This is a genomic window from Cyclobacterium jeungdonense (assembly GCF_010994275.1).
Classification (GTDB): Bacteria; Bacteroidota; Bacteroidia; order Cytophagales; family Cyclobacteriaceae; genus Cyclobacterium; species Cyclobacterium jeungdonense.
Genome location: NZ_WMCD01000003.1, coordinates 130,923 through 143,441, shown reverse-complemented (window position 1 = coordinate 143,441; position 12,519 = coordinate 130,923). Strand labels below are relative to the sequence as shown.

At 44.9% G+C, this 12,519-nt stretch carries 14 protein-coding genes; 8 read left to right on the top strand and 6 right to left on the bottom strand.

Annotated elements, in window-relative coordinates; genetic code table 11:
* Positions 1–2 precede the first annotated feature (2 nt).
* Genes GKS34_RS08120 through coaE form a run of 5 tightly spaced genes read left to right on the top strand, consistent with a single transcriptional unit; the run spans position 3 to position 2,769 of the window.
* Entirely contained in the window at positions 3–311 is a 309-nt protein-coding gene (locus GKS34_RS08120; protein WP_162341077.1) for a YtxH domain-containing protein, read from the top strand.
* Between the two features lie 13 nt (positions 312–324).
* Entirely contained in the window at positions 325–873 is a 549-nt protein-coding gene (locus tag GKS34_RS08115) for a DUF1573 domain-containing protein (protein ID WP_163384311.1), read from the top strand.
* A gap of 2 nt (positions 874–875) precedes the next feature.
* Positions 876–1,196 carry a preprotein translocase subunit YajC gene (gene yajC, locus GKS34_RS08110; RefSeq protein ID WP_163384310.1) on the top strand — a complete coding sequence of 107 codons (321 nt, stop codon included), beginning with the start codon at positions 876–878 and terminating at the stop codon, positions 1,194–1,196.
* Positions 1,197–1,208: 12 nt separating this feature from the next.
* Positions 1,209–2,174, top strand: a complete 966-nt coding sequence (locus GKS34_RS08105; RefSeq protein WP_163384309.1) for a YbbR-like domain-containing protein — start codon at positions 1,209–1,211, stop codon at positions 2,172–2,174.
* Complete coding sequence (gene coaE, locus GKS34_RS08100) at positions 2,167–2,769, top strand: dephospho-CoA kinase (RefSeq protein ID WP_163384308.1); 603 nt, start codon at positions 2,167–2,169, stop codon at positions 2,767–2,769. The genes GKS34_RS08105 and coaE overlap by 8 nt, the downstream gene beginning before the upstream one ends.
* A 19-nt stretch (positions 2,770–2,788) precedes the next feature.
* Here coaE and GKS34_RS08095 read toward each other — a convergent pair whose 3' ends face one another.
* Positions 2,789–3,034 (bottom strand): hypothetical protein, encoded by a 246-nt coding sequence (locus GKS34_RS08095; RefSeq protein WP_163384307.1) that lies wholly within the window; start codon positions 3,032–3,034, stop codon positions 2,789–2,791.
* A gap of 204 nt (positions 3,035–3,238) precedes the next feature.
* On the opposite strand from GKS34_RS08095, the gene GKS34_RS08090 reads away from it, so the two are divergent.
* From GKS34_RS08090 to atpC, 3 genes are all read left to right on the top strand, one after another.
* Positions 3,239–3,721, top strand: coding sequence for a C40 family peptidase (locus GKS34_RS08090; protein ID WP_163384306.1), 483 nt, complete (start codon positions 3,239–3,241; stop codon positions 3,719–3,721).
* 182 nt (positions 3,722–3,903) lie between these two features.
* Complete coding sequence (gene atpD, locus GKS34_RS08085) at positions 3,904–5,406, top strand: F0F1 ATP synthase subunit beta (protein ID WP_163384305.1); 1,503 nt, start codon at positions 3,904–3,906, stop codon at positions 5,404–5,406.
* A 57-nt stretch (positions 5,407–5,463) separates the two neighbouring features.
* On the top strand, positions 5,464–5,709 hold the full coding sequence (atpC, locus tag GKS34_RS08080) for an ATP synthase F1 subunit epsilon (RefSeq protein WP_163384304.1): 246 nt from the start codon (positions 5,464–5,466) through the stop codon (positions 5,707–5,709).
* Between the two features lie 57 nt (positions 5,710–5,766).
* Here the strand turns inward: atpC and GKS34_RS08075 are convergent, their stop codons facing one another.
* The 5 genes from GKS34_RS08075 to GKS34_RS08055 all read right to left on the bottom strand — a co-directional run bounded on the left by GKS34_RS08075 (position 5,767) and on the right by GKS34_RS08055 (position 12,519).
* Positions 5,767–6,576, bottom strand: a complete 810-nt coding sequence (locus tag GKS34_RS08075; RefSeq protein ID WP_163384303.1) for an N-acetylmuramic acid 6-phosphate etherase — start codon at positions 6,574–6,576, stop codon at positions 5,767–5,769.
* 39 nt (positions 6,577–6,615) lie between these two features.
* A complete protein-coding gene (locus GKS34_RS08070) occupies positions 6,616–8,859 on the bottom strand; it encodes a hypothetical protein (protein WP_163384302.1) in 2,244 nt (747 codons plus the stop codon).
* A 309-nt stretch (positions 8,860–9,168) separates the two neighbouring features.
* Positions 9,169–10,356, bottom strand: a complete 1,188-nt coding sequence (locus GKS34_RS08065) for a sialidase family protein (RefSeq protein WP_163384301.1) — start codon at positions 10,354–10,356, stop codon at positions 9,169–9,171.
* Positions 10,353–11,402 (bottom strand): polysaccharide deacetylase family protein, encoded by a 1,050-nt coding sequence (locus GKS34_RS08060; protein WP_163384300.1) that lies wholly within the window; start codon positions 11,400–11,402, stop codon positions 10,353–10,355. The genes GKS34_RS08065 and GKS34_RS08060 overlap by 4 nt, the downstream gene beginning before the upstream one ends.
* Before the next feature lie 10 nt (positions 11,403–11,412).
* Positions 11,413–12,519: a sialidase family protein gene (locus GKS34_RS08055; protein ID WP_240459236.1), complete on the bottom strand. Its 1,107-nt coding sequence runs from the start codon at positions 12,517–12,519 to the stop codon at positions 11,413–11,415.

The window sequence follows — 12,519 nt, the reverse complement described above, 5'->3', positions numbered from 1 at the left end:
TAATGAGTAAGAAAAGTAATTCACTATTCGTTTTTGCTTTAGGAGCAGGGCTGGGAGCGGTTCTAGGGGTGCTATTTGCACCAGATTCTGGCAATAACACCAGAGATAAGCTCTCCTATCGGCTGGGTAAATACAGCAATGAGCTGGAAGATCTGATAGAGGATTTGATGGAGGGCAAAAATTTGCCCGACAATCTGGCCAAATCAGAAGGAGATAAAGTTATCACAGAAGCAAAATCCAAAGCCGAAAACCTACTCAGCGATGTGAACAAGCTTATTGATCAGATTAATAAAGAAAACAACAATAATTAAATTAGTTAATTTTATGAATTATTCAAAAATCACGGTTTTGATTCTGGGAGTTTCCCTGGTGCTGACCGGTGCGTGCAGTCAGGGAGGTGGAGAAAAAGACGACCGGATTGAAGCATTGGAGCAGAAAATTTCTCAATTGGAGCAGAACCAGGTAGTGACACCCAGCAATGCACAAAATGTACAAGCGGCAGATCCTTCTTCCATCGGTGCTTTTACATTTGAAGAAGAAGTTTTTGATTTCGGAACCATTCAGGAAGGGGAAGTGGTAGAGCACCTGTTTACTTTCGAAAATTCCGGTCAAGCCCCTTTAGTCATTTCGAACATTCAGGCTTCCTGCGGATGTACCAGTCCCGAATGGACCAAGACGCCGATCAAACCCGGAGAAGAGGGTTTTGTGAAGGTTGTTTTCAATTCCACCGGAAAGTCAGGCGTCCAAAGCCCAACGGTAACCATCCAGGCAAATACCTCTCCTAACGTAACCCGTTTGCGTTTGAAAGGTAGCGTCAATAGAAAAACTGCATCTGCATCACCCGGGCCTTCAGCAGGTCCTGTTAAACGTTAAAAATGTACCATTCGCTATTGCTTCAAGTAGACGGTGGTGCCGGAAGCGGCATCATGGGTCAGGTATTTCTATTCGGAAGTATCATTTTGATCATGTATTTTTTCATGATCCGTCCCCAACAAAAAAAACAAAAAGAAACCACCAAATTTATCTCCGAAATTAAAAAAGGAGACCAAGTAGTAACGGTAGGTGGAATCCATGGCAAAGTTTTTTCAGTAGAAGGGGATCTGGTATACGTGGAATTAGACAAAGGAATGAAACTCAAGGTTGAAAAATCTGCACTTTCACTCGATTACACAAAAAAATTAAATAATGCCAAATAATTCCCCGTACAGTTGAGTACACTTGGTAACTATTTTAGGAAACTTAAACCTGAAAAAACGTCAAATATAAAAGTGGTAGTCCTCTGTGTATTCACGGCTACCACCTTTTGGCTTTTGAATGCCCTTAATAAGGACAACTACACGACTTCAGTAAACCAGCCTTTGGAATTAAACTACAATCAAGAGGAGTTTATGGCTGTAGGCGATGTCCCCAGAGAGGTTCGAATTCAAATCAACGGAAATGGCTGGGATCTACTAAAAAGACACTTTAAAATCAGTGTCACGCCACTGGAGGTATTTGTAGAAGACCCTTCCCAAAAACCTTTTATTTTAGCTTCTGATATTGAGCGCCAAATGGCCGAACACCTGACGTCCTCCAACCTGGTGGACATTGTTCAGGACACCCTGTTTTTTTCCATTGACCGGATTGTATCTAAAAAAATTCAGATTGTTCCGGATACGACCTCCACTACTTTGGCTGAAAATCATGCCTATGCGTCAGAAATCACTCTGGAACCTGAAACGGTCACCGTGACAGGCCCCATTTCAATTATCGAGCAACTGGATGGCAAGTTATACTTGGATATAGCTGACGATAATATTAGTGAAAATTATTCCAAACTCCTTCCATTAAAATTAGATAAGGAAAAACAAAAGTTCCTTAGTCTTGATGAGGAAACATCTCAGGTTTCTTTTGAGGTAATTGCCTTCATAGAAAATACGGTCAATCTGGATATCCAGAAAGTCTACTTTCCGGGCAATGTGACAATTGATAGCACAATTACCGAAATTCAAGCCCGCTTTCTGGTTCAGGAGGATAAGATGGAAGAGATGCAAAATCTGGAACTTACCGCCATATTAAATTACAACAACCGAAACCGCGAGGATAGCACCATTTCCGCTTCCTTGAACAAATCCCCGGCGTATATTAAAGAAGTCTCATTCGAGCCCGAAAACTTCAAGTTGATATATGAATAGGCAGCAACCCGTGTTGCTGGGTATTACCGGGGGAATAGGTGCCGGGAAATCACTGATTTCAAAGCTTTTTGCCCTGCTCAATGTACCTGTTTACAATGCAGACGGCCGCGCAAAGTGGCTCATGGAACACGAAGGTAGCTTGCGAGAAAAAATAATTGTCGAATTTGGGAAGGATGCCTATTTGACAGATGGCCAGCCAAACAGGTCCTACCTGGCAAAAAAGGTTTTTTCAAACTCAGTTGAAACCGAAAAAATAAACCGGATCGTCCATCCCGCAGTGAAAAGGGATTTTAAAACCTGGGTGGAATTTCAGCAATCACCCTATGTATTAAAAGAAGCCGCTTTATTGTTTGAAACTGGCTCGTACCTGGAATTGGATTACACCATCCACGTCACCGCTCCCGTGGAATTGCGCGTTTCCCGAATACTAAAAAGAGACCCACACAGAAGTCCGGAACAAATCAGAGCCATAATGGACAAGCAATGGAGTGACGATAAAAAAAATGAACTGGCAACCTTTGTTTTGCCCAATGATGAAAAAGAACTGCTGATACCGAAGGTTCTTGCAATTCACCATAAGCTTATCAATCCATAGGGCAAGCGACCCGCTGGAATTAAATTTCCTGAAGCCTGATCTGGTCCAGGTAAAACTTCATACGTGAATGCCGTTGGTTCAAAAATTCCACCTTATCGATCCGGTCGTATTTGTGGTTATAAAAAACCTCCACATACTCTCGCCCCAGCAAATACAGGTTCACCTTGTACGCATAATACCGAATAGCCACCACAAATGTGCCGTCAGTATATAATTTTTGTACCTTCTTAGGAAGGGGAAGCCTTCTGAAATCTTCTTTACTCATGGTACGCATTGGGCCTGTTTCTCTGTTAGTGAATTCCCTGGGAATTTAGGTGGTTGTGATGTCCTTGAAAGATTAAAAGTAACCATTTATTACAGAAATTGCATGGGTATTCGAAGTAATTTCGCCGGGGGGGTAATCAAATCACGCTCGGTTTTTGCTTCTTCCCGCCGGATTTTTTATCATTGACCAAATTTAGATTCTTTTATGCAACAGCAAGTAAATCGTAGCGGGTGGTGTTTTTTAGTAATGGGGCTGTTTTTATTTCTTTTCAGCGCTTGTTCTTCCGCCAGAAAAATCCGTCAGCAGCATATCCATCAAGTAGTGCAAACAGCAAAATCCTTTCAGGGCACCCCCTATCGCTATGGGGGAATCAGCCGAACCGGTATGGACTGTTCGGCTCTGGTATACCTGTCGTTTCGGAGCGTGGGGCTCAATTTGCCCAGAGTATCCGAAGATCAAAGCAGGATGGGAAAGCGAGTATCCAGACGGAAACTAAAAAAAGGTGATGTGGTGTTTTTTGCAACCGGCAGAAGGCGGCGAAAAGTCACCCATGCTGGGATCATTACTGAAAAAAGGCGGGGAACAACGTATTTTATTCATGCCTCCACTTCACTAGGCGTTACGGAAGATAATATCCAATCAGGGTACTGGTCCAAACGGTGGGTTCGTGCCAGGAGGATGTTTTAAAAGGGTATTCGAAAGTAGGGCCGCCCAAAATGACAGGATTTTTTGTATTAAAAACCTAGTAACATAAAAATGTGAGACAAAGTGTATTAATTTTTAAAACATCCTTTGGTATTCAGCAATATTAACTAATTTTGCACTCGAATTAAAAAAAGTATTGTTCCTATTCATCTTAAAATATAACAATGGCGAATACTGGTAAGATAACTCAGGTAATTGGTCCTGTTGTGGATGTTTCCTTTGAGGGAAGTAAACTGCCAAATATCCTTGATGCACTTGAAATCACAAAAGAAAACGGCCAAACGGTAATTCTGGAGGTTCAGCAACACCTTGGAGAAGACCGGGTACGAACCATTGCCATGGATTCTTCGGAAGGTATGGTGAGGGGAATGGAGGTAAGGGACCTTGGAGCCCCGATCTCAGTGCCTATTGGTGACAGCATTAAAGGAAGGCTATTTAATGTGGTAGGAGAAGCTATCGACGGATTACCTCAGCCAGACACCAACAAGCGCTTGCCCATTCACCGGTCAGCACCTAAGTTTGAAGATTTGTCCACCTCTGCAGAGGTACTCTATACTGGAATTAAGGTAATCGACTTGATCGAGCCCTATGCTAAGGGAGGTAAGATTGGACTTTTTGGAGGCGCCGGAGTTGGAAAAACAGTATTGATCCAAGAATTGATCAACAATATCGCCAAAGCCTATTCAGGCCTTTCTGTATTCGCTGGAGTTGGAGAACGTACCCGTGAAGGAAACGATCTGCTACGTGAAATGATTGAATCCGGGATTGTGACCTATGGGGATGACTTCGTCAAATCCCTGGAAGAAGAAGGGGGTTGGGACCTGTCGAAAGTAGACCTTGACAAGCTTCAGGAATCAAAAGCCACCTTTGTGTTTGGCCAGATGAATGAACCTCCGGGGGCTCGTGCAAGAGTAGCTTTAACAGGTCTGACCCTTGCAGAATACTACCGCGATGGGGAAGGAGAAGGAGCCGGTAAGGACATCCTTTTCTTTATCGATAACATCTTCCGTTTTACTCAGGCAGGATCCGAAGTTTCAGCCCTTTTGGGACGGATGCCTTCGGCTGTAGGTTACCAACCTACACTGGCCACTGAAATGGGAGCCATGCAAGAGCGAATTACTTCGACCAAAAACGGGTCCATTACCTCTGTACAGGCGGTTTATGTACCTGCAGATGACCTGACGGATCCAGCACCAGCGACTACCTTTGCCCACCTGGATGCAACCACGGTACTTTCCAGAAAAATTGCTGAATTGGGAATATATCCTGCAGTGGATCCTTTGGATTCCACTTCCCGTATTTTGGAACCTGGAATTTTGGGAGACGAGCATTACGATTGTGCCACTCGGGTTAAGGAGATCCTCCAGCGTTACAAAGAACTTCAGGATATCATTGCCATCCTGGGTATGGAAGAACTTTCCGAAGAAGACAAGCTGGTGGTTCACCGTGCTAGAAGGGTGCAACGTTTCCTTTCTCAGCCTTTCCACGTAGCCGAACAATTTACCGGTCTGAAAGGCGTATTGGTAGATATCAAGGATACCATTAAAGGATTTAACATGATCATGGATGGTGAACTGGATCATTTACCGGAAGCGGCTTTTAACTTGGTAGGAAGCATTGAAGATGCCGTGGCCAAAGGAGAAAAAATGCTGGCGGAGGTAAAATAATTACTTACCGGTTCGAAGCCCAAAAATTTCATATTCTACTCCTAGTTATCGTAAAGCATGCATTTAGAAATCATTACACCGGATAGAAAAATATTTGAGGGAGAAGTCTCGGAAGCTACTTTTCCAGGAGCCAACGGTTCTTTTCAAATATTGAAAAACCACGCAGCCATTGTTTCCGCATTGGAAAAGGGAGCGGTGTCTTACACCACCAGCGATGGCAAAAAATCCCTGGTAGTGGACGGAGGAGTGGTGGAAGTAAATGACAATAAAATAATTGTTTTGGCAGAAAAAGTGATCGCCTGATCCATTGCCTAAAAAATAAAAAAAGGGAGCCTTACTTGATTTTGGCTCCCTTTTTTGTTATTCACTTAGCGCGTCCAATGCCTTTTTTACCGATCCTTTTTCCAGCAATAAGGTCTTGGCCTTATCGTAATCAGTAAATCCAGTTCTCTCCATAAGCATTTTCACAGCCCGGTCGGTTATTTTATCGTTTATGAGCTGTACATTGACCATTTTGTTATCCTCCACTCTTCCCAACCGGATCATACAGGTTGTGGAGATCATGTCAAATACCATCTTCTGCATGGTGCCGCATTTCATTCGGGTACTACCCGACACAAATTCCGGCCCGGTGATGATTTCCACCGGGAAATTTGCTGCTCCGGCTATTGGTGATCCCGGATTGCTAACCAGGCAACCGGTGGTGATTCCGTGGGATTGACAAACCTGGAGGGCTGCCAAAACGAAAGGGGTGGTTCCGCTGGCAGAAATACCCAACACAAAATCATTTTCGGAAACCTCATGACTTTCCAGCGCCTTCCAGCCAGCTTCCCGGTTATCTTCTTCTTCTTCCCGGGCCTCTACCAAATGCGCAACGCCACCGGCCAGTATTGCATTGACCACTCCTTTAGGTATCCCGTAGGTAGTCGGCAATTCGATGGCATCCAAGACAGATAATCTTCCGCCACTACCCGCACCCAGATAAAATAACCTTCCCCCCTGCTCCACCTTCTTCAGAATCTCCTCAATCATTCGATTGATCTGCGGAAGCGCTGACTCGATGGCAAGGGCTACTTTTTTATCTTCTCTATTAATGTTAGCCGTAAGTTCCGAAACGGACATCTTTTCCAGATGCCGATACAAGGAAGGCTGCTCCGTTATTTTAGTCATGTCGTTTTAATATTGCGAATAGATAATATCTGATGATCATTAAGGCAATAAGGGTTCGCTGATTACATCCAGGTATCGTCCCATCCAGTAAGGAAGCAACCAGATATCTCCCGCACTGTTCTCCTGGTTGCCATCTCTCCCGCCATCCAGACCAAACCGGTTGGCATTGTGCCGGCGAATGTGCAATTCATCTGGTGGGAGCACCTTCTGGGTCGTTTGCCTGCGGAAGTTTTCTTCCAGCAATACGATATCCTGCCGGTGACTGTTTTTTACTGTCCAATTAATCAGATCAAGGGGGTATTCCTGCAGGTACCAAATGGCTTCTTCCAGGTCAAAATTCTCCGGGGAAACCAGGGCCGTAAAAATATTCCAAAGCCCGTCTTTCTCCGGTCGCTCTGCTTCCCAATGGTCCACGATGGCTTTTTTATACATGCCCTTTAACTCATCCGTAAAAGCATACCGGTACAATCCCCAATAACCCAGAAAATACATTTCATCGTCTGAGTGATTCCAGGATTCGGAAAGCATGGCGGCCCATTCGTCGCTACCTTCCTTCGCTTTTCCTATTTCTTCCATCGGGCGCATCAGGTTTTCCAGATACCCGTGGTTTTCCATCAGGTCATAGGCTTTTTGTTTGTATACTGCTTTTCCGGTAAAGTGATACGCTGTCTGCAACATCGCCACAATATTGGAGGAGTTTAATTTTCTATCCCCTACCATGGTAGGAAACCCGTTGACATACTCCGGATTCCATCTGCCCCAGGTAGTAGGTTCCCCATCGTAATCAATCAGGTACCAGTCATTATCAACGATATGCTGCATCAACTCATCCAGTAGACGAATCGCCTTGGCCCGGATGTCTGCTTCGTCTACCAACTCTGCTATAACTCCAAAAACAAATACATGTCCTATGGCTTCATCGCTACTTGTTGTGGCTTTCCAATCCCATTCAGGATCGCTAGCATGTTGCCAGCGCTCGGGGTCTGACAGCCGCTCGATATAGCCACTTCTCTCGAAGGATCTGGACGGAAAACCAGGAACCGGATTAATCGTGTAAAGCCGCTCCATGGCGTCCAGAGACTCTCGCACATTCTGTAACGCTTCGGCATCTCCCGTTTCTGCATACCGGAATGCTTCTCCCCCCAGATACATGGAGGTCCACAGGCCGTCGTTATCCGAGTCTCCCAATCTCCCAGTATCCACATTGCCCTTTTCCATCCCCACCAGGCTGGCATTAAAACCGTGACGAATATGGCGGTCTCTTACCTGATGATCAAAATATGCAGCCTTTTCTGCGAGCGTCTGATAGGTAAATACCAATTTGCCCAGGCCCTGTTCTGTTAACAACAAAACTTCGTTTCCACCTTTTTGACTGACGTGGACAACCTTTTCGCCGGGAACCCATCGTTGGCCGTAATAATAGTTAAACCCTCCATCTTCTTTCTGCAGGAAGGCTCCCTTATCGGATCCAAACCAGAGCAAACCGTTAATTTCAGAAATGCTGGTCAATTTTGGTGAAGGTAAAGCTGCATTTTTGGTACCCCACATTTGATTTTTTCCCAGGTCCCATTCAAAAAATCCATCTTCTGTGCCTATGGCCAGCCGATCTTTTCCCTGACGGAATTCAAAACAGGTAAAGTCTTCTCCGGTGGTTAGTGGTGATAGTTTCTGTTCCGATATTGAAAATATACTCACAGCATTTGTACTCAGGATGTAGAAAACGTTTCGTTCAGGGTCAAATTTAATATCCAATACTGGAGAATTTGCGGCGTTGTCCTTCCATATTACTCCCTGGGGACCTACTAAATGAAGGTCGCTACCATCTGAAACTAAGAATATAAACCCTTTCCCAGACTCAAAAAGAGTTGCCCCTGGGAGTTCGTGAGGCAAATAAACACTTCCTGCCCAGGCATTGCTAAAGACGGCTTCATCATCCAGATAAACAAATTGTCCCTCCATCGTAAGCATATCACGAATAACTTTATCTTCCATGGGAAGGTAGCTTCTGTCAGGAATCAAGGTACCGGGATAAAGGAAGGCGCCAGCGTGGGTTCTCACCAGTCCTGATGCCTCCAAAACCTGAATGGTTCCATTTCTATCGGAAAACGCTTTCTTTAAAACCATATCCTCGCTTGCAGTATATTTGACGCTGTATTCCTGAATAAAGGGCTTGTCCAGGTGAATTTTTTGACTGGAAGCCGGTATATTCTGAGCCTTTATTCCAATAGTGCAGGCCAGCGCTAGTCCTAATAATACTAAGAGTCTTAATGATAAGTATTTCATTGATAAAATATGATTTATTGTTTAATCGAATTTTTTTTAATAAGATCCGCTGTGAATTTAAGAGGGATTATCGAAATCAACCAGCTCAATAGAAAGGAGTTTCAACTGCCTCATTTCCCAAACAACCGATAGAAATCTGGAAAGGTTTTTCTGGGCTAATCCATTTAAAAATAAATTTGTCCGCCCTGCCCAATGGACAGCAGCGGACAAAACTTACCTAACCTAACTACTAAAGTCAAATCAATTCTACCTTTTCAGGTAATCGATCGGCTCAATTGTAATACATGCAAATGCGTGGGAAGTACTACCTTAAAAAAAATTATTTGGATTGATTTTTACATATTTTATGGATTTTCCACCTTCTTCCAGGTGGTAGGAATACGTAACATGTACCATCCCATCTGTATCCTGAATCAACGAGGGGTAGGAAAAGCCCCCGTAGCCTTTTTTCTCGTCTTCCAGGTACATTTTACCCCTCCAAGTCCTTCCTTCATCATCAGAAATATACATGGACAGTTTGTACCTGCCATCATCCACGTCATTTCCTAAAAAGATCCATGAGCCATTATCTAACACCAATAACTCTACACTGGCAGTATTGGGAATGGTTGATTTTTCACTAGCTGTCCACGTCACCCCCTCATCGGTGGAATAGCTGCGCTGTAACCTGTTGGGAGCATCCCCGCTGTCCCGCATGATAGCCATGATTTCTCCATTTTCGCGCTGAGCCAAAGCGGGCTGGATGGGGCCTCTTCCTACGATGGGATTACTGGCAGCCCAGGTCTTACCATCGTCATCTGATATGGCTACCAATGAAAAATTAAAACCGTCCGAGTAAAGAGGTAGCAGCATCCTACCTGACTGGAGAATCAGCGGTTTGATCCGGGTCATCCAACCAATACTGGTTTTTTTGCTGTCCTTGCTCGCCTCAATTATCATCTCATCATACAAAGGCGCGTATTCCGACCATCCAGAAGTATTGGGAGGCAACTCTTTAAATTTTCGCACTACTTCCTGATGAAATTCTTCGCCTGGCTTGAGAAGAATATTGTCCTGCCAATCCCACATGGGGGCACCGACATTATCAAATGCGGTACTGGTTCGTAGTCTCAGAATGCTTTGCTCCCAACGATTGGCCTGAACGGCTATCCACACCAAAAAGAGTTTTCCTTCCTGATTTAAAAACAAAACCGGATTGCAATCGGGCAACCCAGGAGTATCGGCCATCAAAAAAGGAGCTCCCCATTCCGAATCTCGTTTCCTCAACCGAGCTCCCATAATCCTCACATCATCTGCTGTTCGCTCCCCCGAGCCTTCAAACCAAGCGGCTAGCAAGTCCCCGTTTGGTAGGGCAACAATGCTGCTGCCATGCACGTGGTTCTCTTTTAACGGAAAAATCAATTGCTCCTGCTCAACAACTTTTTCTTTTGAAATGTATTGGCCGTACGTGGAAATACCCAGTAGCATGGCTACCAGACTCATAATAAGTTTCTTCATTCTGCTCCTTTTCTTCGTTGCATTACTTCTTGCCAGGTGGTAAGTATTATTCCTTCGTCTTCTATGAATTTCTGCAAATCCGGATCTGTCATGGCCAGCATGTCTGCATACCGGGATCCACCTGAGGAACTGATCCGGTCAAATACCTGCCGGTCTCCATTGCTGTGGACAATGATCATCATTAATCCCGGTTCCATTTGGGTTAATACTGATTTGAATTGGGCTACTTTGTAGTCTCCCCAGGCCTCATTATCTGGCTCTCCTTCAGGTTTCCAGTTACCGCTTACAGTATGCAGATCATCTAGTACTGGTAAGCCTGAATTCCAAATTTTCTTCCCGATTTCCGGTGCCTGCTCCATCAATGGGTTTTGCGGCAATTCCATACCCACTTTATAATTCCCCTCATTTTTAAGTTGTTTAATCAGGTTATTGTTCATGGAAATCATAAGCAGTTTATTGTTTCCTCCGGGAAACATAACGGGAATTCCGTAATCAACGCCAACCTTAATGTATCGTTCCAAAAAGGGCGGATGGTAAAAAAGTGTTCCCATATGACTATCCAAGTGGGTCGGTTTTAGTCCCATAGTCAGTGCGCGGTCTACTTGAGCGCGAATTTCCAGTTCGACCTCGTCTGGGCTGGCATTTTGGACCACTTCCGCTACCGAAGGCCAGAATGCCCCTTCCTGGTCCACTAGTCCAGGAACAACCTCTTTACCTGAAAGGGGGTGCCAACGATAATGCTTCCACTCGGATGTTAAAGTCAAGTGAAGGCCTGCATCCATGGGATTCTCCAGGGCATGTTTGACAAAACTCGCTGCCCAGGGACAAGGCATCATAATACTACAGGAGGTAGCAACTCCCGACTCGATGGACTTGATAGTCCCTTCGTTTGATTCATAGGACATGCCCGCATCGTCCACATGAAAAATCACTACTTTTTTCCCGGCAGGAAATCCAAGTTTTTCAGCATACGTGACTTTTTCCTGTGCTTTTACGGTTAGGGCTGCGAGCACTACCAGACAGCCAATAAGCAAAAATAGTTTCATAGTCGTTTGATTAAATTCCTTCCAATTTCCCCTTCCAGAATGCCACCCGTTGGCGGTTCCAAGTGTAACAAGCCACCAAATTCCCATCTTCGTAAAACATTGCCGGGTAGGACAATTCATCCTCCTCACCCTTTCCTTTTTCTATATCAAACTTCGGGCCCCAAGTATGCCCGTTGTCCAGGGAAACAGACACCGAAATTGGATATCGCGCTCCCCAGTTTTCCGAAACCGGATTGTAAATGACGGCGACTTTCTCTCCACCCAAATGGGCCACATCAATGCCGCTATTGTTGTTGGGCAAAGAGATTTCCTCTACGGGAGACCAGGTTTTGCCGTAGTCTTCGGAGTCTGACCGACAGATATTTCCGGAACTACTCCGCATCAACATGTGGACATGCCCCGGTTTTGATTCCCATAATGCCGGCTGAATTACCCCTTCTCCACTGATCTCGTTACGATCCATTTCTAATTTATCCGTAGCCTCCCATGTCTTTCCTCCATCCTCAGACCGGTCTACAAATACAGTCCAAACCTTATTCTTCTCGTCGGAAGCAGGTGCTAGCCAGGTCCCATCCGAAAGTACCAGCATGTGGTTTCTTACGGGACCTCGTCCTCCTTTATCCCCAGGTACTAATTCTCTGGCTTCTGACCAACTGTCTCCGCCATCTTCCGAAACCTGCACCCAGGTTTCCCAGTAATCAATCTCTTTCCCAACCTTAAAAAACAAATAAACCTTGTCGTCAGGAGCCTGGAAGAGTACAGGGTTCCAATGGGGGTCATTACGAACTTTTACCAGCAACTCGGGTTCCGACCAGTTTCCCGGTTTCCCCTTGGCGGTCCAGATGCCCACATCGTCATTTTTTTCATGAGACCCCGCAAACCAGGCTACCAAATATTCTTCTCCTCCCAAAGGGATCATGGTAGAGGCGTGGCATTGTGCAAATGGTCTGTCATCACCAAACACATGTTCGTACTGAACGGTATTCACTGTTATTTTCTGATGGGTTTGTACATCGTGTTCATCTTGGCGCGAGGTATCCGAGGCGGAACCCCCACACGAAAAAACAACAAATAGAATTACAAAGGTGCCAATTATTAAACGATTATTTTTCATCAT